Source organism: Pseudomonas sp. PDM24, from assembly GCF_019218905.1.
In the GTDB taxonomy this organism is placed as follows: Bacteria; Pseudomonadota; Gammaproteobacteria; order Pseudomonadales; family Pseudomonadaceae; genus Aquipseudomonas.
Window position 1 is genome coordinate 596,558 of sequence record NZ_JAHUWR010000001.1, and the last position, 20,273, is coordinate 616,830.

At 60.3% G+C, this 20,273-nt stretch carries 14 protein-coding genes; 10 read left to right on the plus strand and 4 right to left on the minus strand.

The features are described 5' to 3' along the window. Positions 1-89 precede the first annotated feature (89 nt). Complete coding sequence (locus KW837_RS02785; protein WP_030130892.1) at positions 90-1,319, plus strand: acyl-CoA dehydrogenase; 1,230 nt, start codon at positions 90-92, stop codon at positions 1,317-1,319. Between the two features lie 132 nt (positions 1,320-1,451). Here the strand turns inward: KW837_RS02785 and KW837_RS02790 are convergent, their stop codons facing one another. Beyond that, positions 1,452-2,792, minus strand: a complete 1,341-nt coding sequence (locus KW837_RS02790) for a substrate-binding domain-containing protein (protein WP_218394413.1) — start codon at positions 2,790-2,792, stop codon at positions 1,452-1,454. A gap of 205 nt (positions 2,793-2,997) precedes the next feature. Next, the gene (gene xthA / locus KW837_RS02795) at positions 2,998-3,810 is read right to left on the minus strand and encodes an exodeoxyribonuclease III (RefSeq protein ID WP_218394414.1); all 813 of its coding nucleotides are present in this window, start codon (positions 3,808-3,810) and stop codon (positions 2,998-3,000) included. A 330-nt stretch (positions 3,811-4,140) separates the two neighbouring features. Here xthA and KW837_RS02800 point away from each other — a divergent pair, with 330 nt between their 5' ends. The 7 genes from KW837_RS02800 to KW837_RS02830 all read left to right on the plus strand — a co-directional run bounded on the left by KW837_RS02800 (position 4,141) and on the right by KW837_RS02830 (position 15,410). Further along, positions 4,141-4,791, plus strand: coding sequence for an N-acetyltransferase (locus KW837_RS02800; RefSeq protein ID WP_218394415.1), 651 nt, complete (start codon positions 4,141-4,143; stop codon positions 4,789-4,791). A 64-nt stretch (positions 4,792-4,855) separates the two neighbouring features. Next, positions 4,856-6,583 carry an autotransporter assembly complex family protein gene (locus tag KW837_RS02805; RefSeq protein ID WP_218394416.1) on the plus strand — a complete coding sequence of 576 codons (1,728 nt, stop codon included), beginning with the start codon at positions 4,856-4,858 and terminating at the stop codon, positions 6,581-6,583. Further along, on the plus strand, positions 6,580-10,254 hold the full coding sequence (locus KW837_RS02810) for a translocation/assembly module TamB domain-containing protein (RefSeq protein WP_218394417.1): 3,675 nt from the start codon (positions 6,580-6,582) through the stop codon (positions 10,252-10,254). The genes KW837_RS02805 and KW837_RS02810 overlap by 4 nt, the downstream gene beginning before the upstream one ends. A 253-nt stretch (positions 10,255-10,507) precedes the next feature. Further along, entirely contained in the window at positions 10,508-10,987 is a 480-nt protein-coding gene (locus KW837_RS02815) for a MarR family winged helix-turn-helix transcriptional regulator (RefSeq protein ID WP_007896150.1), read from the plus strand. Beyond that, positions 10,977-12,446, plus strand: a complete 1,470-nt coding sequence (locus tag KW837_RS02820) for an efflux transporter outer membrane subunit (protein WP_218394418.1) — start codon at positions 10,977-10,979, stop codon at positions 12,444-12,446. Before KW837_RS02815 ends, KW837_RS02820 begins: the two co-directional genes overlap by 11 nt. Before the next feature lie 15 nt (positions 12,447-12,461). Beyond that, positions 12,462-13,664, plus strand: a complete 1,203-nt coding sequence (locus tag KW837_RS02825; RefSeq protein WP_218394419.1) for an efflux RND transporter periplasmic adaptor subunit — start codon at positions 12,462-12,464, stop codon at positions 13,662-13,664. A gap of 216 nt (positions 13,665-13,880) precedes the next feature. Continuing rightward, positions 13,881-15,410: a DHA2 family efflux MFS transporter permease subunit gene (locus KW837_RS02830; protein WP_218394420.1), complete on the plus strand. Its 1,530-nt coding sequence runs from the start codon at positions 13,881-13,883 to the stop codon at positions 15,408-15,410. A gap of 107 nt (positions 15,411-15,517) precedes the next feature. Here the strand turns inward: KW837_RS02830 and lpxH are convergent, their stop codons facing one another. Then, positions 15,518-16,261, minus strand: coding sequence for a UDP-2,3-diacylglucosamine diphosphatase (gene lpxH / locus KW837_RS02835; RefSeq protein WP_218394421.1), 744 nt, complete (start codon positions 16,259-16,261; stop codon positions 15,518-15,520). Continuing rightward, positions 16,258-16,761 (minus strand): peptidylprolyl isomerase, encoded by a 504-nt coding sequence (locus tag KW837_RS02840; RefSeq protein ID WP_123496635.1) that lies wholly within the window; start codon positions 16,759-16,761, stop codon positions 16,258-16,260. The genes lpxH and KW837_RS02840 overlap by 4 nt, the downstream gene beginning before the upstream one ends. A gap of 265 nt (positions 16,762-17,026) precedes the next feature. Here KW837_RS02840 and KW837_RS02845 point away from each other — a divergent pair, with 265 nt between their 5' ends. Both KW837_RS02845 and cysS read left to right on the plus strand, forming a co-directional pair. Then, a complete protein-coding gene (locus KW837_RS02845) occupies positions 17,027-18,724 on the plus strand; it encodes a glutamine--tRNA ligase/YqeY domain fusion protein (RefSeq protein ID WP_008068272.1) in 1,698 nt (565 codons plus the stop codon). A gap of 18 nt (positions 18,725-18,742) precedes the next feature. Continuing rightward, positions 18,743-20,125: a cysteine--tRNA ligase gene (gene cysS, locus KW837_RS02850; protein WP_123496637.1), complete on the plus strand. Its 1,383-nt coding sequence runs from the start codon at positions 18,743-18,745 to the stop codon at positions 20,123-20,125. Positions 20,126-20,273: the final 148 nt, after the last annotated feature.

Genomic DNA, 20,273 nt, shown 5'->3' on the forward strand with positions numbered 1-20,273 from the left:
CACGCCGAGAATAGGCTAGGTAAATTATCAACGCTGTTCTAGCATCGATTGCATGACCTGAACAACCTCCCTTTAGAAGGTAGCTGCCCATGGATTTCGCTTATTCGCCCAAAGTGCAAGAACTGCGTGAGCGCGTGACCGCGTTCATGGACACCTACGTTTATCCCGCTGAAGCGGTGTTCGAACGCCAGGTTGCCGAGGGCGATCGCTGGCAGCCGACAGCGATCATGGAAGAACTCAAACTCAAGGCCAAAGCTGAAGGCCTGTGGAATTTGTTTCTGCCTGAATCCGAACTCGGCGCCGGCCTGACCAACCTCGAATACGCGCCATTGGCGGAAATCATGGGCCGCTCGCTGCTCGGTCCTGAGCCGTTCAACTGTTCCGCGCCGGACACCGGCAACATGGAAGTGCTGGTGCGTTACGCCAATGAAGAACAGAAGCAACGCTGGCTCGAACCGCTGTTGCGCGGCGAGATTCGCTCGGCGTTCGCCATGACCGAGCCGGACGTGGCCTCGTCAGATGCCACCAACATGGCCGCCCGCGCTGTGCGTGATGGCGATGAGTGGGTGATCAACGGCAAGAAGTGGTGGACCTCAGGGGCCTGTGATCCACGCTGCAAGATCCTGATCTTCATGGGCCTGAGCAATCCAGATGCACCGCGCCATGCGCAGCACTCGATGATTCTGGTGCCGGTGGATACCCCTGGCGTGAAGATTGTGCGTCCGCTGCCGGTGTTCGGTTACGACGACGCGCCTCACGGTCACGCCGAAGTACTGTTCGAAAACGTCCGGGTGCCGTACGAAAACGTCCTGTTGGGTGAAGGACGCGGCTTCGAAATTGCTCAGGGTCGCCTCGGCCCGGGCCGGATTCACCACTGCATGCGTTCGATCGGCATGGCCGAGCGTGCGTTGGAGCTGATGTGCAAACGTGCGGTCAACCGCACTGCGTTCGGCAAACCCCTGGCGCGTCTGGGCGGTAACATCGATAAAATCGCCGACTCGCGGATGGAGATCGACATGGCGCGCCTGCTGACGTTGAAAGCGGCGTACATGATGGACACCGTCGGCAACAAGGTGGCGAAGAGCGAAATCGCGCAGATCAAAGTCGTCGCGCCGAACGTGGCGTTGCGGGTGATCGACCGGGCGATCCAGATCCATGGCGGGGCAGGGGTTTCCAACGATTTCCCGTTGGCCTACATGTACGCCATGCAACGCACCCTGCGCCTGGCCGACGGCCCGGACGAAGTGCACCGCGCGGCGATCGGCAAGTTCGAGATCGGCAAATATGTGCCGAAGGAAATGATGCGTAGCGGTCAGTAAATCCGCGGCGCCTGCCATTCGCGAGCAAGCCCGCTCCCACATTTGACCGCACTCCCTTGAGAGAACTCGGTCACCTGTGGGAGCGGGCTTGCTCGCGAATGCGTCAGACCTTTCACCGCGAGGGTATCTGGTTCAATACACCCAAACCTCAACCCGCCGATTCTTGATCCGCCCCTCATCCCCGCTGTTGGTCGCCACCGGCATCTCGGCGCCGAACCCGCGAATCTCGCGAAACACCACGCCGCTTTTCACCAGCTCTCGCCGCACCGCCATGGCCCGCAGTTTCGACAGCAGATCGGCCCGCGCCGGGTCGCTCTTGGCGTCGCCAAACCCCACTAGCGTCACCTGCCGATTGGTTTTGTCGTGCTGCTTTATATAGTCGAGTACCCGCGACAGGTCTTGTCGGGCCTTGTTGTCCAGCGTCGCGCTGCCTTCTTCGAAACGGAAATTCACCGTCAGCCGCTGGGCATGACGGCTGAGTGCCTGATAACCCTCGGGCATCAACGCATTCGGCGTGACGGCCATGGCCTGCACAGTCTGTGCGATAAAGCCATTGGCTGCGACGATCGCCTGGCCTTTGCTGCTTTGCGCGAACTTCACCAAGGCCTTGGCCCAGGGATTTTTCCCATTCGGCGGCAGGTAAAAGAACAGCCGACGGGATAGCGGGTAATCTTCCGTCGCGATCAGGCTATTGACCGGCAGCATGGCCTGGGAGTCGCCATCGACAATCGCCACGGCTTTGGCCTGGCGCACATAAGGCAAACCGATGAAGCCGATGCCTTGCGGGTCCAGACTGACGGCGTCGGACAATTGCTCGCTGGATTCGAAGCGTTTCGCGTTGCCGCTCAGGGTTTTCCCACGCGGGCTGAGTACCAGTTCCTTGAACGTGTCATAGGTGCCTGATTGATCATCCCGCGCATAGAGATGAATCGTCCCACCGGTGCCGCCGAGTGCTTCCCAGGTTTTCGCTTCGCCGCTGAAGATTCGCGCCAGTTGTACGGTGTTGAGTTGCTTCAGCGGATTGTGCGGATGAAGGATGATTGCCAGCCCGTCGATGGCGATGACTTGCTCGGCAATCGGGCTTTTCAGGTCGCCCAGCGGCTCAAGATCCAGCCGTTCGTTGTCCTTGATCGGGCGCGACGAAGCCGCGAGATCGGCAGAGGCGATTCTCAGGGCTTTGAACCCGGTGCTGGAACCATGGGCCGCGATCTCCACCTCGACTCGGCGTCCCCGAACGGTTTCGCCGACGATGCGTTGTTCGTTGGCTTTGTCCGGGGCTTCGCGATGAACCTTGAGCAGGCCCTGTTCACGCATCAAGCCCTCGACCAGCGCCGGGCCCAATGCTGCGCCAATGGTGTTGGAGCCCTGGATGCGCAACACCGGGCCACGTTCGGGCGTCGGCAAATCGCTGGCCGACACTGTTAACGGCAGCAGGGCGGCGAGCATCGACACAAACAACACGCGCAGCGTCATGCCGGCACCTTATAAGCCTGGGAAAGTGCCGGGAGAATAAGTCAGTAAGGTTGCTGAACGATGACAATTAACAAATGTGGGAGCGGGCTTGCTCGCGAATGCGGTCAATCATTCAACATTGATGTCGACTGACCCAGCGCCTTCGCGAGCAAGTCGAATCGTCGCACCGCCGCTCCCACATTGGTTTTGTGTAGATTTTGTAGGATCAGCTCAACTCAAGCCAGATCGGTGCGTGATCGGAGGGCTTTTCCATTGCGCGCAAATCGTAATCCACGCCGGCATCCTTCACTCGCGGCAACAATCCATGGGAGGCCATGATCAAGTCAATCCGCAGCCCGCGCTTGGGTTCATCTTCAAAACCGCGGCTGCGGTAGTCGAACCAGCTGAAACGGTCGGCAACGTCCGGGTTCAGGTGACGGAAGCTGTCCACCAGGCCCCAATTCTTCAAGCGGGCCATCCATTCGCGTTCTTCCGGCAGGAAGCTGCATTTGCCGGTTTTCAGCCAGCGTTTCATGTTGTCCGGGCCGATGCCGATGTCGCAGTCTTCCGGGGAAATGTTCACATCGCCCATCACCACAATCGGCTGGTCGTTGCTGAACTGGCTTTCCAGCAATTGCTGCAAATCGCTGTAGAAACGTTCCTTGGCCGGGAATTTGGTGGGGTGATCGCGGCTTTCGCCCTGTGGGAAATAGCCGTTCATGATGGTCACCGGCACGCCATTGGCGTCGGCGAAAGTGCCCCAGATGAAGCGTCGCTGGGCGTCTTCTTCGTCAGTGGTGAAACCTTTGTACAAGGCAATCGGTGCCTGGCGCGAGAGCAGGGCCACGCCGTAATGGCCTTTTTGCCCATGGAAATGCACGTGATAACCCAGTGCTTGAACCTCGGCCAGGGGGAACTGGTCGTCGTGGACCTTGGTTTCCTGCAGGCCGATCACGTCCGGTTGATGCTTTTCAATCAGCGCCGCCAGCTGATGCGGGCGAGCGCGCAGCCCGTTGATGTTGAAGGAGACGATCTTCATGGTCGGCAGTCCTGGCAAAAATGCGATGCTAGCTGACATGTAGGAATGGGGCCAGCCTTGGGGTGAGGCGATTCGTTGTGTTCTGTCAGAGATGTGTTGGCAGATCGGGCCTCTTCGCGGGCAAGCCTCGCTCCTACAAATTGGGTGTTGATCATTTAATCGTGGCTCGACGCGAACTTTGTAGGAGCGAGGCCTGCCCGCGAAGGCGTCAGCCCGATCGATGAAGCTCCCGGCTTGGTCTATACCTGTCTGGGGAACTGTGAAGCCACCCAAAGGCTCGTACCAATAAGAACGCGGCCTTCTGAGCCGCGCCCAGGGGAGATCTACCGCATGCCCGAAACCTCGACCGCCATCGCCGACATTCACATGCTCGACAGCGGCTATTCCCGCGAAGCACGCTCCTTGTTGTATCAGGCGTACCGGCACGAGCCGACATTCGGCTACTTGTTCGAAGCCGAACGCCCCGGTTATGAACAGCGAGTACGGGCCACGGTGCGCGAACTGGTCAAGCAACACTTTCTTCAGGAGTTGCCAGCCATCGGCCTGCTAGTGAATGACCGCTTGATCGGCATCGCCCTGATCGCACCGCCACAACGCCGCCTGGGCATCACCGAAAGTTGGGCCTGGCGTCTGCGGATGGTACTCAGCACCGGGTTTCGCTGCACCCGCCGCTACCTCGATTACCACGCCGCCGTGATGGCGTGCGTGCCGTCTGACTCGGTGCATGTCCTGCCGCTGCTGGGGGTTCATCCGCAATTCCAGGGCAAGCACTTCGGCGAACAATTGCTACAGGCGGTCCATAACTGGTGCGCGGTCGATGAGCACTCACAGGGTGTGATCCTCGACACCGGGAATCCTCGTTATCTGGAGTTCTATAAGCGTCAGGGCTACGAGGAAATCGGCGAAGTGGCCGTAGGACCGATTCGTGAGCACGTGTTTTTCCACGCCAACCCGCAGGTGTTACAAACAGCAACGGCATAAGGGTAGAACTTTCGCGGCAGGTCAGGCTCTATCAGGCTCCCAAGCTCGTGATAGCATCCGCGCTATGAAGTTTCCCGGAAGATTTACCAGTGGCGTGTTGATGCTGATCTCCAGCTGCGCGGCGCTGGCGCAAAGTGAATTGGATGTGCGGATCAAACCGTCCAACGATGAACTGAAGGCCAATATAGAAGGCTATATCGGTAGCCTCGGCGATCGCGATGAAGAAGCCTTGCTGCGCTTCAGTCGCGGCGCCGAAGAACAGGCGCGCAAGGCCGCCCAGGCCTTGGGTTATTACCAGCCGCAAATCGACAGCGACGTGAAGGGCGGCAAGACGCCGCGCCTGGTGCTGAACATCGACCCCGGTGAGCCGATCCATTTGCGCAACGTCACGGTGCGCATCGACGGCCCGGCGGCCTCCTTCAAGTCCTTTCGAGTACCGAAAAGCGATCTACTCAAACCCGGCGCGGTGCTGAACCATGGCCGTTACGAAGACGCCAAGCGGCTGATCCAGAACCAGGCCTCACGCTACGGCTTTTTCAGTGGGCGCTTCACCCGCCAGAAACTCTTGGTGGACCCGCGCGCCGGCGTCGCCGACATCGAATTGATCTACGACAGCGGCCCACGCTATGCGCTGGGCAAGGTCAGTTTTGAAGGCGACACGCCGTTCGACGAAGACCTGCTGCAACGCATGGTGCCGTTCAAGGCCGGTACGCCTTACGACTCCGAACTGATCGCCGAACTCAATCAGGCGCTGCAATCGAGCGGTTATTTCGAGGGCGTGCGCGTCGACGCGGCGCCGACCGCGTCCAAGGATGACGTGATCCCGGTGGCGGTCAAACTGGAAACCCGCAAGCCACGGACCATGGGCCTCGGTCTGGGCTTTTCCACCGACGTCGGTCCACGGGTCAAAGCCAACTGGACGCGGCATTGGGTCAATCCTCAAGGGCATAGTTACGGCTGGGAGGCCGAGATTTCGGCGCCACGGCAGAACGTCGGGCTGTTTTACGACGTTCCGCTGGACCCACCATTGACCGACAAACTGCGTTTTGCCGGTGGTTATCAATATGAAGAAATCGCTGGCACCGATACCCTCAGCAAACTGCTGACCCTCGGCCCCGAGTGGCACAGCAAGTTGCCCAGCGGCTGGCAGCGGGTGGTGTCGCTCAAGTGGCAACGCGAGGAATACCAACTCGGTGACGATTCGGGGCTCAGCACTTTGCTGATGCCCGGCGTGAGTTATTCCTACCTGAAAAGCGACAACCGCATCGATCCGCACAACGGTTATCGCCTGCAATTCGAAACCAAAGTCGCCAAGGAAGGATTGGGTTCGGACACCAACTTGCTCTACGGCACGGCGCTGGTTAAAGGCCTGACCACGGTCTTCGACAAACACCGCTTGCTCGGTCGGGTGCAGGTCGGCGGCAGCGCCACCAATGGTTACAAATCAGTGCCACCGTCCTTGCGCTTCTTCGCCGGTGGCGATCAGAGCGTGCGCGGTTACGACTACCAGAGCCTGTCTCCGGAAAACTCCGATGGCGACCGTATCGGTGGCCGCTACATGGTGGCCGGCAGCGTCGAGTATCAATACTCAATCGCCGAAAAATGGCGGGTCGCTACCTTCATCGACCAAGGCAACTCCTTCAACACACTCGAACTGCCGAACCTCAAGACCGGGGTCGGTATTGGTGTGCGCTGGGTTTCACCGGTGGGGCCGATTCGCCTTGACCTGGCCCACGCGATGGACGACGACGGCGGCATTCGATTGCACTTTTCCATGGGGCCTGAGCTGTGAAGCGTGGTTTGAAAGTAACGTTGCTGGCGATCCCGGCGCTGCTGATGCTGATCGTTCTGACACTGGTCGCCGTGCTGGGTACTCCGACGGGCAGTCGCTGGGCGCTCGGGTTTGTGCCGGGTTTGACCGTGGAAAATTTCCAGGGCCGTTTGGGTGGGCAGTGGAGCGCCGATCATCTGGAGTGGCAGCAGGACAGCAGCCGGGTCGAGCTGGACAAAGCGATTTTCGCCTGGTCGCCGCTGTGCCTGATGCGCATGACGTTGTGCATCGAGCAATTGCAGGCGGAGCAGGTCAGCCTGCAATTCCCGCCGGGCGTGGAAGAGGAAAGCAGCGGGCCGATCAGTCTGCCGGACTTGAAATTGCCGCTGGCCATCGAATTGGGCGACGTCAAAATCGGCCGCCTGCTGTTCAACGGCAGTGAAGAACTCAAGGGGCTGCAACTGGCAGCGCACTGGACCGAGAAGGGTTTGCAGATCGACTCGGTGCACTTGCAGCGTGATGAACTGAGCCTGAACCTGTCCGGCCTGTTGCAACCAAGCGGCAACTGGCCGCTGACCGCTGAAGGCAAACTGACCCTGCCGTCTCCGGGTACCGAACCATGGGCACTGGCCCTGAAGGTCGACGGCGATCTGCTGAAAACCCTGAACCTGAAAGCCGACAGCAGCGGCTACCTGAACGGCCAACTCACTGGCGAGCTGCAACCGCTGGTGGAAAACCTGCCGGCCAAAGTGCGCATCACCGCCGACGGCTTCAAACCCAGCGCCGATCTACCGGATACCTTGCAACTCAATCAACTGGAGCTCACCGGTGACGGCGACCTGAAAAACGGCTACCAGTTGCTCGGCAAGGCCACGTTCCCCGCAGAGCAAGGCCCGGTTGCGCTGTTGCTGCAAGGCAAGGTCGACGCCAAGGGCGCGCAAATCGCCGGCCTTGACCTGACGGCCAACGACAAACAGAGCCTCAAGCTCATCGGGCAAGTGGACTGGAGCAAAGGCCTGAGTGCTGAAGCGAAAATCGACTGGCTGGATTTCCCGTGGCACCGTCTCTATCCGCTGATCGACGAGCCGCAAGTGGCGCTGCGCAGCTTCAACGGTGAGGTCTCCTACACCGACGGCAACTACATCGGTAACTTCAAAGCCGCACTGGATGGCCCGGCCGGAGCGTTCAGTCTGAACAGCCCGTTCAGCGGCGATCTGACCAAAATCCACCTGCCGCAATTCAAACTCGAAGCCGGGCAGGGCAAGGCCGAAGGGCACCTGAATCTGCAGTTCGCCGACGGTATCGCCTGGGATACGGCGCTGGACCTCTCGGCAATCAACCCGGCGTACTGGCTCGCGGAGCTACCGGGCACGTTGGCCGGTCCCTTGCGCAGCAAAGGTGAGATGAAGAACGAAACGCTCAGCCTGACCGCCGACCTGGACCTGAAGGGCAAGCTGCGCGGGCAACCGGCGGTGTTGCAAGCCAAGGCCGATGGCGCCGGCGAGCAGTGGAACCTCAATACCTTGCAGATTCGCCTCGGCGACAACAGCATCAACGGCAAAGGCAGCCTGCAACAGAAGCTCACCGGCCAGCTCGACATCAAGCTGCCGCGTCTGGCCCAGCTCTGGCCGCAACTGCGCGGTCAGCTCAATGGTCGGGTCGATGTCGCCGGCACGCTCAAAGCGCCACAAGGCAAGCTCGGTCTGCAAGGCACGCAACTGGCCTTCGAAGACAATCGCCTGCAAAGCCTCAATCTGGACGCCACCCTCGACAGCGCCCAGCGGGCGAAAATCGACCTCAAGGGCAGCGGCATTCAGACCGGCGACACGTCACTGGGCACATTGACCGCCAGCGGTCAGGGCGACATCAAAAATCAGAAACTCGCCCTCGACTTGCAAGGACCGAAGCTGAAACTGGCGCTCGGTCTCGACGGCACGCTGGATAAGGGCAATTGGCGTGGGCGTCTGGCCAGTGGGCTTATTCAGGCCGGTGGTCAGGACTGGAAGCTGCAAAATCCGGCGAAGCTTGAGCGACTGGCGGACGGCAAAATCAACTTCGGCGCCCATTGCTGGATGTCCGGCCCGGCCAGCCTGTGCGGCGAAGACCAGCGCTTGATGCCCGAGCCGAAGCTGCGTTATCACCTCAAACAGTTCCCCATCGACAGCCTCGCGCAATGGTTGCCGAAGGATTTCGCCTGGCAGGGCAAGCTCAACGCCGACCTGCAACTGGACTTGCCGGCCAGCGGCCCGAACGGTCTGGTCAGCATCGACGCCAGTGGCGGCACGTTGCGTATGCGTGAGAAGGAGCAATGGCTGGACTTCCCGTACCAGACCCTGAAACTCACCAGCAAACTCACGCCAAAACGCATCGACACCGACCTCAACTTTGTCGGCGGCAAACTCGGTGAACTGATGGTTCAGGCGCAAATCAACCCGCTGCCGAAGAACAAACCGCTGACCGGTTCATTCCGCCTCAGTGGCCTGGACTTGTCGGTGGCGCGGCCGTTTGTGCCGATGGTAGAAAAACTCACTGGGCATTTGAGCGGAGGCGGCACATTGTCCGGCGGACTGCTGGCACCGCTGGTCAACGGTAATCTAGAGCTGCGCGACGGCGAAATCTCCGGGCCTGAACTGCCAATGGCGCTCGAAGCCTTGCAACTTCAAGCAGTGATTGCCGGCGAAACCGTGCAACTGAACGGCGGCTGGAAAAGCGGCAAGGCGGGGCAGGGCAGCCTCAATGGCAACATCGCCTGGGGCCAGGCGCTGGTGGTGGATCTGGCGCTCAAGGGCTCGCAGTTGCCGGTCACCGTCGAGCCCTACGCCGCGCTGGAAGTCGCGCCGGACCTGAAGATCTCCATGAAGGACGACAGACTGGCAATCGTCGGCAAAGTGCTGGTGCCAAAGGGCGAGATCATCGTGCGCGAGCTGCCGCCGTCCACGGTCAAGGTCTCCGATGACACGGTGATCGTCGGTCAGCAGACCGAAGAGGGCAAACCGCCAATGGCCATGGCGATGGACATCGATGTGGTGGTGGGGCAGGACAAACTCAGCTTTGCCGGGTTCGGCCTGACCGCCAACCTGCAAGGCCAGGTGCACATCGGCGACAACATGGATACCCGTGGCGAGCTGTGGCTCAACGACGGACGTTACCGCGCCTACGGACAGCGACTGGCGGTGCGCCGGGCGCGCCTGTTGTTTGCCGGTCCCATCGATCAGCCGTATCTGGACATCGAAGCGATTCGCCAGACCGATGATGTCATCGCCGGCATTCGCCTGAGTGGCAGCGCCGAGCAGCCGACCACGCAGATCTTTTCCGAACCGGCGATGAGTCAGGAGCAGGCATTGTCCTATCTGGTGCTGGGGCGTCCGCTGAGCACCACCGGTGAAGACAACAATATGCTCGCCCAAGCCGCCCTCGGGTTGGGCTTGATGGGCAGCTCCGGCGTGACCAGCGGCTTGGCCAAGGATCTGGGCATTCAGGACTTCCAGCTCGACACCCAAGGCAGCGGCACTAGCACCGCCGTGGTGGCCAGCGGCAACATCTCGGAAAAACTCAGCCTGCGTTATGGCGTCGGGGTGTTCGAACCGGCCAACACCATCGCCTTGCGCTACAAACTGAGCAAAAAGGTCTACCTCGAAGCCGCCAGCGGCGTGGCCAGTTCGCTGGACATCTTCTACAAGCGGGATTTCTAGGCCCGCCCCACTTCATAACCGAGTCGCTGCCTTCGCGAGCAAGCCCGCTCCCACATTCGACCGAGTCGCTACATAAGCATGCGATCAAATGTGGGATCGGGCTTGCTCGCGAAGGCGGCAGTGCGGTCACTACAAATCCCGTCGCCACTTATCAGTCAAATACAAAGCATCCTAACTATTGCGTTGACATTCTCTGCCTAGGCAGTAACATCTCGACATACATTCTCTGCCTAGGCAGCTAATCGGTGGTCAGATGAAACATTTCACCTCATACGATTTCCATAATTGCCATCTCGGCCTTTTGCTCGGGCGCGCTGCGCTGCTCAAGGACCGGATCATCGACACGCACATGGAACCCCACGGCATCACCGCCGCGCAGTTCAAAGTGCTGATCATCATGGCCCAGTTCGGTGTCGATACCCCGGCCGAACTGTGCCGTCATTTGTCGCTGGACAGCGGTTCGATGACCCGCATGCTCGATCGTCTGGAACAGAAAGGTTTCCTCGCCCGCCAACGCTCCGAGGCAGACCGGCGTCAGGTTCAGTTGGTGCTGACCGAACAGGGCCAGCAACTGACCGATCAGTTGCCGCAGATCGGCGCCGACGCCATGAATGAACTGGCCGGCGCCATCACCCCGGAAGAATTGAAAACCCTGGAACAGATCCTGAAGAAAATTCTGGTAGCCGCGGGTGACTCGATCACCCTGCTGCGGGTAGGTGGCCATGAACAGTAAAGGCCTGCGTAGCGGCCTGAGCCTGGTGCTGTTGGCCATGAGCCTCGCCGGCTGCGCCAGTTACAGCGGCCTGACCACCGAAGGCGTCAGCCTCGATGCGAAAAATCTAAAGGCCGGGCAATCCCTCAACGGCGTGACGCTGTCGCCCGCGGCGTGGCCGAAAAGCGACTGGTGGAAAAGCCTCGGCGATCCGCAACTCGACGGTCTGATCCGCGAAGCCTTGCACGACAGCCCCGACATGCAAATCGCCGACGCCCGCGCCCATCAGGCCAGCGCCGCTGCCTATGCCGTCGACGCCGCGCGGATGCCGACCCTCGATGCCAGCGCCGGCGTCAGCCGTTCGCGTCTGGCCCGCGATCAGGACCCGAGCGGGCAGGGCGGCACCTATTCCACCGTGCGTAATCTCGGTGCGAGTTTCAATTACAACTTCGACCTTTGGGGCGGTCAGCGCGACGCCTGGGAAGCCGCATTGGGCCAGGCCCGTGCCGCCGAAGTCGATCAGCAGGCCGCGCAGCTGACCTTGTCCGCCGATGTCGCCCGCGCCTACAGCGATCTGGGGCAGGCGCACATCATCCATGACCTGGCCAGCGAAGACCTCAAGCGCACCCAACAAATGCTCGACCTCAGCCAGCGTCGCCTGAGCTCGGGGATCGACAGCCAGTACCAGTTCCAGCAGACCGAAAGCCTGGAAGCCAGCGCCGAAGCCAGCCTGATCGACGCCGAGAAACGCCTGCAAAGCGCGAAAATCGCCTTGGCGGTGCTGCTGGGCAAAGGCCCGGATCGCGGCAATGAAATCGTCCGACCGAAAGTTCTCCAGGCCAGCGCCGTGGCGTTGCCGTCGGTGCTGCCGGCGGAGTTGCTCGGTCGTCGCCCGGACCTGGTGGCGGCACGCTGGCGGGTTGAAGCCGCGAGCAAAAACATCGCGGCGGGCAAGACTCAGTTTTACCCCAACCTCAACCTGAGCGCGGCGGCCGGTGTCGAATCATTGCTGGGCGATGCGATGTTCGGTTCCGCCAGTCGTTTCTTCAACGTCGCGCCGACGATCTCGGTGCCGATTTTCGACGGTGGTCGTCTGCGTGCCGACCTCGATTCCCGCGACGCCGATTACGACCTCGCGGTGGCGCAGTACAACAAAAGTCTGGTGAAAGCCCTGGGCGATGTCAGCGACACCATCAATCAGTTACGCGATATCGGCCGGCAAATCGGCGCCCAGCAGCACGCCACCGACATTGCCCAGGATTCTTACAACACCGTGGTCCAGCGCTACGGTTCCGGCATCGGTAATTACCTGGACGTGCTCAGCATCGAGCAGCAATTGCTCCAGGCCCAGCGTCAACTGGCCAACCTGAATGCCGAGCAGATCGACCTGTCGATTCAACTGATGCAAGCGCTGGGCGGCGGCTTCCAGGGCGAAACCCTGACCGCAGCCAACGCAACCCCAGCCACGCAGCACAACTAATTCAAGGTACCCGTCATGGCCACTGTCGATACATCCCAAGCCCCTGACAACGCTCAAGACACGAGCAATCCACGCAAGCGCAAAGTGATGCTGTTTGCACTGACCATCGTGGTGATCCTCGCCGGGCTCGGCGTGTGGGGTTATCAAGAATTTTACGGTCGCTGGAACGAAAGCACCGACGACGCCTATGTGAACGGCAACGTGGTGGAAATCACCCCGCTGGTCACTGGCACCGTGGTCAGCATCGGTGCCGACGATGGCGACCTGGTCCACGAAGGCCAGGTGCTGGTCAACTTTGACCCGAACGACGCCGAAGTCGGTCTGCAAAGTGCCCAGGCCAATCTGGCTCGCACCGTGCGCCAGGTGCGCGGTTTGTACAGCAATGTCGACGGCATGAAAGCCCAGGTCAATGCGCAGCAGGCCGAAGTGCAGAAAGCCCAGGACAACTTCAATCGGCGGAAAAACCTCGCCGCCGGCGGGGCGATTTCCCAGGAAGAACTGTCCCACGCCCGTGATGACCTGACCTCGGCGCAGAACGCCCTGGCCAACGCCAAACAACAACTCATGACCACCAGCGCGCTGGTCGATGACACCGTGGTGTCGTCGCATCCAGACGTGATGTCCGCCGCCGCGCAATTGCGTCAGGCGTACCTGACCCATGCCCGCAGCACTTTGATCGCGCCGGTCACCGGTTACGTTGCCAAACGCAGCGTGCAACTGGGGCAGCGGGTCCAGCCGGGCACCGCGCTGATGGCGGTGATCCCGCTGGATCAACTGTGGATCGACGCCAACTTCAAGGAAACCCAACTGCGTGACATGCGCATCGGTCAGCCGGTGGACATCGAGGCCGACCTCTACGGCAGCGACGTCAAATACAGCGGCACCATCGACAGCCTCGGCGCCGGGACCGGCAGCGCGTTTGCCTTGCTGCCGGCGCAGAACGCCACCGGTAACTGGATCAAGATCGTCCAGCGGGTGCCGGTGCGGATTCACATCAATGCCGAAGAGCTGGCCAGGCACCCATTGCGGGTCGGCCTGTCGACTCAGGTCGATGTGAATCTGCGTGACCAGAGTGGTCCGGTGCTGGCGCAACAGTCGCCGCAAAAGGCTTCGTTCAGCACCGGCATCTACGACCGTCAGTTGGCCGAGGCCGACGCGATGATCACCCAGTTAATCCATGACAACAGCGCCGCGGTCAGTAAAACCGCGCACCGCTGATTGGTCATCACGCCGCCCCTGTGGGAGTGAGCCTTTGTGGCGAGGGAGCTTGCTCCCGCTGGGTCGCGAAGCGACCCCAAAAGCTCTGCGACTGCTTCGCAGCCGAGCGGGAGCAAGCTCCCTCGCCACAAAGGCTCGCTCCCACAAGGTCAGCTGCGTCTGTAACGGGCGCAGCGCCAGCCCCGCTCCAAAAAATTCAGCTCCAAAGGATTTGCGATGAGCAATAACGCGTCTTTCACGCCGCCCAGCCTGCTGCTCAGTACCATCGGCCTGTCGCTGGCGACCTTCATGCAGGTGCTCGACACCACCATCGCCAACGTGGCTTTGCCAACGATTTCCGGCAACCTGGGCGTGAGTTCGGAGCAGGGCACCTGGGTCATCACCTCGTTTGCCGTGAGCAACGCCATCGCGCTGCCACTGACCGGTTGGCTCAGCCGGCGTTTCGGTGAGGTGAAGCTGTTTCTCTGGGCGACGATGCTGTTCGTGCTGGCCTCGTTTCTCTGTGGCATCTCGACCTCGATGCCAGAGCTGATCGGCTTTCGGGTGCTTCAAGGCCTGGTGGCAGGTCCCTTGTACCCGATGACCCAGACGCTGCTGATTGCAGTTTATCCACCCGCCAGGCGAGGCATGGCCCTGGCGTTGCTGGCAATGGTCACGGTGGTGGCACCGATTGCAGGGCCGATCCTCGGCGGCTGGATTACTGACAGCTACAGCTGGCCGTGGATTTTCTTTATCAACGTACCGATCGGGGTTTTCGCGGTGATGGTCGTGCGCCAGCAACTCAAGGCGCGTCCTGTGATGACCAGTTACCAGCCGATGGATTACGTGGGTTTGATCACCTTGATCATCGGTGTCGGCGCGTTGCAGGTGATCCTCGACAAGGGCAATGATCTGGACTGGTTCGAATCGAACTTCATCATCGTCGGCGCGGCTATTTCAGTGATTGCCCTGGCGGTGTTCGTGATCTGGGAAATGACCGACAAACACCCGGTGGTCAACCTGCGGCTGTTCGCTTACCGCAACTTTCGTATCGGCACCATTGTGCTGGTGGGCGGTTATGCCGGGTTCTTCGGCATCAACCTGATCCTGCCACAATGGCTGCAAACCCAGATGGGCTACACCGCCACCTGGGCCGGATTGGCGGTGGCGCCGATCGGTATTTTGCCGGTGCTGCTGTCGCCGTTTGTCGGCAAGTACGCGCACAAGTTCGACCTCCGACTATTGGCTGGTGGCGCGTTCCTCTGCATCGGTTTGAGTTGCTTCATGCGCGCCGGGTTTACCAACGAAGTGGACTTCCAGCACATCGCGCTGGTGCAATTGTTCATGGGCATTGGCGTGGCGCTGTTCTTCATGCCGACCCTGAGCATTTTGATGTCGGACTTGCCGCCGAGCCAGATTGCCGACGGCGCAGGACTTGCGACCTTCCTGCGGACCCTGGGCGGTAGTTTTGCGGCATCGTTGACCACCTGGATCTGGATTCGCCGGGCCGATCAACACCATGCATATTTGAGTGAAAGCATTACCACGTATGAGCCGGCGACCCGGGAGGCGTTGAACACGCTCGGCGGGGCGGGTAACCCGGCTTATGCGCAACTGGATCATGTGCTGACCAGCCAGGCGTACATGCTCTCCACCGTGGATTACTTCACGTTGCTGGGGTGGGCGTTCATGGGGTTGATTCTGCTGGTGTGGCTGGCGAAACCGCCGTTTGCGGCAAAGGCGGGGCCGGCCTCGGCGGGGCATTGATCGAAACCTTGTAGGAGCGAGGCTTGCCCGCGAAGGCGTCATATCAGTCAACATTGATGTTGAATGTGGCGACGCCTTCGCGGGCAAGCCTCGCTCCTACAGGGGTTTCATTCTGCAGTCAGGCGCGGGTTACCAAAATCAAATGGCGCCAACGCAAACCCTTGCTCATCCACCTGCAACGCCCAGCCCTGACGGTCCCAATCCCCCAACACAATGCGTTTGGCCGCCTGCTCGCCAATCTGCAACTTGTGGATGGCCGGGCGATGGGTATGCCCGTGGATCAAGGTTTTCACGCCATATTGCTGCATGACCCGCGGCACTTCCTCAGGTGTGACATCAACAATGTCATTGGCCTTCATCCGCACCTGCGCACGGCTTTCACTGCGCAGCTTGTGCGCCAGTTTATGGCGCGTGCGCAAGGGCAGGTGCCGCAGGATAAACAGGGTGATCGGGTTGCGCAGGTAACGTCGCAGCTTCATATAGCCGACGTCGCGGGTGCAGAGGCTGTCGCCATGCATCAACAGCACCGGCTCGCCGTAAAACTGCACGACACTCGGGTCTTTCAACAACGTGCAGCCGGCCTGTTTGCAGAAGGCCTGGCCAAGCATGAAGTCGCGATTGCCGTGCATCAGAAAAATGGCCGTGCCGCTGTCGCTGAGGTCGCGCAGGGCCTGGCAGATGGAACGCTGGAACGGCGTCATGGCATCGTCGCCAATCCACGCCTCGAAAAAGTCGCCCAGAATGTACAACGCACTCGCTGAGCGGGCACGTCTAGCGAGCAAATCCAGAAACGCCCGGGTAATGTCCGGGCGCTCCTCTTCCAGATGCAAGTCTGAAATCAGCAGTATCACTCAATGATCTCGGCTTTCTCGATGATCACGTCTTCTGCGGGTACGTCCTGGTGGCCGGCTTTGGAAGTCGTGGCCACGCCTTTGATCTTGTCGACCACGTCGGTGCCTTCGACTACTTTGGCGAATACAGCGTAGCCCCAACCCTGAACGGTCTTGGCGCTGTGGTTCAGGAAGCTGTTGTCAGCCACGTTGATGAAGAACTGGGCGGAAGCCGAATGCGGCTCCATGGTGCGGGCCATGGCCACGCTGTACTTCACGTTCGGCAGGCCGTTGTCGGCTTCGTTCTGGATGCTTGGGCGCTTGTCTTTCTTTTCTTTCATGCCTGGCTCGAAACCGCCGCCCTGGATCATGAAGTTGCCGATGACACGGTGGAAAACAGTGTTTTCGTAGTGACCGGCTTTAACGTACTCGATGAAGTTGGCCACGGTGATCGGGGCTTTCTCAGCATTCAGCTCCAGGACGATGTCGCCGAAGTTGGTGGACAGTTTGACTTGGGTCATGATCGGTACTCTTTTTTCTATGAATTCGTGGGTTTCAGGGAGTTCAGGCCCTCAACCGGTCCGGCCAGTGTCGGCCAAGGCAGGCAGTTTAGCGTGCCGGGCGCGAATTTCGAGGCTGTTTTTCATTGCCAGCCGATTAAATGCAGCCGATTGCCGGCCTGCTCTGTCAGCCACTTGACAGCATCGGCTATGATAAGCCCCTTTGATTTATAACAGCCGCTTTGATTTGGCCAACTGGCCGCGCACTTGTACGTTCAAGGATCCTATGAGCAAGCCCACTGTCGACCCTACCTCGAATTCCAAGACCGGCCCTGCCGTGCCGGTCAATTTCCTGCGCCCGATCATCCAGGCGGACCTGGACTCGGGTAAGCACACGCAGATCGTCACCCGTTTCCCGCCTGAGCCCAACGGCTACCTGCACATCGGTCACGCCAAGTCGATCTGTGTGAACTTCGGTCTGGCCCAGGAATTCGGCGGCGTCACGCACCTGCGTTTCGACGACACCAACCCGGCCAAGGAAGACCAGGAATACATCGACGCGATCGAAAGCGACGTCAAATGGCTGGGCTTCGAATGGTCCGGTGAAGTGCGCTATGCCTCGCAGTATTTCGACCAGTTGCACGACTGGGCGGTAGAGCTGATCAAGGCCGGCAAGGCCTACGTCGACGACCTGACCCCCGAGCAAGCCAAGGAATACCGTGGCAGCCTGACCGAACCGGGCAAGAACAGCCCGTTCCGTGACCGCTCGGTTGAAGAAAACCTCGACCTGTTCGCCCGTATGAAGGCCGGCGAATTCAAGGACGGCGCACGCGTGCTGCGGGCCAAGATCGACATGGCCTCGCCGAACATGAACCTGCGCGACCCGATCATGTATCGCATCCGTCACGCGCATCACCACCAGACCGGTGACAAGTGGTGCATCTACCCGAACTACGACTTCACCCACGGACAGTCGGATGCCATCGAAGGCATCACCCACTCGATCTGCACCCTGGAGTTCGAAAGCCATCGTCCGCTGTACGAGTGGTTCCTCGAGAACCTGCCAGTACCGGCGAAACCGCGTCAGTACGAGTTCAGCCGCCTGAACCTGAACTACACCATCACCAGCAAGCGCAAGCTCAAGCAACTGGTCGATGAAAAGCACGTTCACGGTTGGGACGATCCGCGCATGTCCACGCTGTCGGGTTTCCGTCGCCGTGGCTACACGCCGAAATCGATCCGCAACTTCTGCGAAATGATCGGCACCAACCGCTCCGACGGCGTCGTCGACTTTGGCATGCTTGAATTCAGCATCCGTGACGACCTTGACCACAGCGCCCCACGCGCCATGTGCGTGTTGCGTCCGCTGAAAGTCGTGATCACCAACTACCCGGAAGGCCAGGTCGAAAACCTCGAATTGGCGTGCCACCCGAAAGAAGACATGGGCGTGCGCGTTCTGCCGTTCGCCCGTGAGCTCTACATCGACCGTGAAGACTTCATGGAAGAGCCGCCGAAGGGCTACAAGCGCCTGGAGCCAAACGGCGAAGTGCGTCTGCGCGGCAGCTACGTGATCCGTGCCGACGAAGCGATAAAGGACGCCGATGGCAACATCGTCGAACTGCGTTGCTCCTACGATCCGGAAACGCTCGGCAAGAACCCTGAAGGTCGCAAGGTCAAAGGCGTGGTGCACTGGGTGCCGGCTGCGGCCAGCGTCGAGTGCGAAGTGCGTCTGTATGATCGCCTGTTCCGTTCGGCCAACCCTGAGAAGGCCGAAGACAGCGCCAGTTTCCTGGACAACATCAACCCTGACTCGCTGCAAGTTCTCACTGGTTGTCGTGCCGAGCCTTCGCTGGGCAATGCACAGCCGGAAGACCGTTTCCAGTTCGAGCGCGAAGGTTACTTCGTCGCGGATATCAAGGACTCGAAACCGGGCGCTCCGGTGTTCAACCGTACCGTGACCTTGCGTGATTCGTGGGGCCAGTGATTCAAGGAACAACATAAAGTGCTAACGATCTACAACACGCTCACCAAGAGCAAAGAAGTCTTCAAGCCGCTGGATGGCAACAAGGTGCGCATGTACGTCTGCGGGATGACCGTGTACGACTACTGCCACCTGGGCCATGGCCGCAGCATGGTCGCGTTCGACCTGGTGACCCGCTGGTTGCGGTTCAGCGGTTACGACCTGACCTACGTGCGCAACATCACCGACATCGACGACAAGATCATCAATCGGGCCAACGAGAACGGCGAGTCGTTCGAAGCTTTGACCGAGCGCATGATCGCGGCGATGCACGAAGATGAAGCGCGCCTGAATATCAAGAAGCCGGACATGGAACCGCGTGCCACTGACCATATCCCGGGCATGCACGCGATGATCCAGACCTTGATCGACAAGGGCTACGCCTACGCACCGGGCAATGGCGACGTGTACTACCGCGTCGCCAAGTTCATGGGCTATGGCAAGCTGTCGCGCAAGAAGATCGAAGACCTGCGCATCGGCGCACGGATCGAAGTCGACGAGTCCAAGCAGGACCCGCTGGACTTCGTGCTGTGGAAAGCCGCCAAGCCGGGCGAGCCGAGTTGGGAATCGCCATGGGGCGCCGGGCGTCCGGGCTGGCACATCGAGTGCTCGGTGATGTCGACCTGCTGCCTGGGTGAAACCTTCGACATTCATGGCGGCGGCAGCGACCTCGAGTTCCCGCACCATGAAAACGAAATCGCCCAGAGCGAAGCGGCCACCGGCAAGACCTACGCCAACGCGTGGATGCATTGCGGCATGATTCGCATCAATGGCGAGAAGATGTCCAAGTCCTTGAACAACTTCTTCACCATTCGCGACGTGCTGGAAAAGTACCACCCGGAAGTCGTGCGTTACCTGCTGGTATCGAGCCACTACCGCAGCGCGATCAACTATTCGGAAGACAACCTCAAGGACGCCAAAGGCGCACTCGAGCGTTTCTACCATGCGTTGAAAGGCTTGCCGAACGTGGCACCGGCTGGTGGCGAAGCCTTTGTCGAGCGCTTCACTCAGGTGATGAACGACGACTTTGGCACGCCGGAAGCCTGCGCGGTGCTGTTCGAGATGGTCCGCGAGATCAACCGTCTGCGCGAGAGCGATCTCGATGCAGCGGCCGGTCTGGCGGCTCGTTTGAAAGAATTGGCGAGCGTGCTGGGTGTGTTGCAGCTTGAAGCCGATGACTTCCTGCAGGCCGGTGCCGAAGGGCGGGTCGATGCGGCTGAGGTTGATGCACTGATCCAGGCTCGTTTGACGGCTCGTGCCAACAAGGACTGGGCCGAATCCGACCGCATCCGCGACCAGCTCACCGCCATGGGCGTGGTACTGGAAGACGGCAAGGGCGGGACGACCTGGCGATTGGCTGACTGATTGCTGCGTTTGCTACAAAACAAAACCCGCCTTGTGCGGGTTTTTGTTTGTGGGTTGAGCGTAAGTAGGTGGTGTCTGGGCTGACGTCTTCGCGGGCAAGCCTCGCTCCTACAGGGATCGTCACGATATTGGCGAACGGCGCGGTCCC

Bases quoted from the DNA above. Each gene is read 5' to 3' on its own strand.
- KW837_RS02785 (WP_030130892.1), top strand. From the start codon at position 90: ATGGATTTCGCTTATTCGCCCAAAGTGCAAGAACTGCGTGAGCGCGTG.
- KW837_RS02790 (WP_218394413.1), bottom strand. From the start codon at position 2,792: ATGACGCTGCGCGTGTTGTTTGTGTCGATGCTCGCCGCCCTGCTGCCG.
- xthA (WP_218394414.1), bottom strand. From the start codon at position 3,810: ATGAAGATCGTCTCCTTCAACATCAACGGGCTGCGCGCTCGCCCGCAT.
- KW837_RS02800 (WP_218394415.1), top strand. From the start codon at position 4,141: ATGCCCGAAACCTCGACCGCCATCGCCGACATTCACATGCTCGACAGC.
- KW837_RS02805 (WP_218394416.1), top strand. From the start codon at position 4,856: ATGAAGTTTCCCGGAAGATTTACCAGTGGCGTGTTGATGCTGATCTCC.
- KW837_RS02815 (WP_007896150.1), top strand. From the start codon at position 10,508: ATGAAACATTTCACCTCATACGATTTCCATAATTGCCATCTCGGCCTT.
- KW837_RS02820 (WP_218394418.1), top strand. From the start codon at position 10,977: ATGAACAGTAAAGGCCTGCGTAGCGGCCTGAGCCTGGTGCTGTTGGCC.
- KW837_RS02825 (WP_218394419.1), top strand. From the start codon at position 12,462: ATGGCCACTGTCGATACATCCCAAGCCCCTGACAACGCTCAAGACACG.
- KW837_RS02830 (WP_218394420.1), top strand. From the start codon at position 13,881: ATGAGCAATAACGCGTCTTTCACGCCGCCCAGCCTGCTGCTCAGTACC.
- KW837_RS02840 (WP_123496635.1), bottom strand. From the start codon at position 16,761: ATGACCCAAGTCAAACTGTCCACCAACTTCGGCGACATCGTCCTGGAG.
- KW837_RS02845 (WP_008068272.1), top strand. From the start codon at position 17,027: ATGAGCAAGCCCACTGTCGACCCTACCTCGAATTCCAAGACCGGCCCT.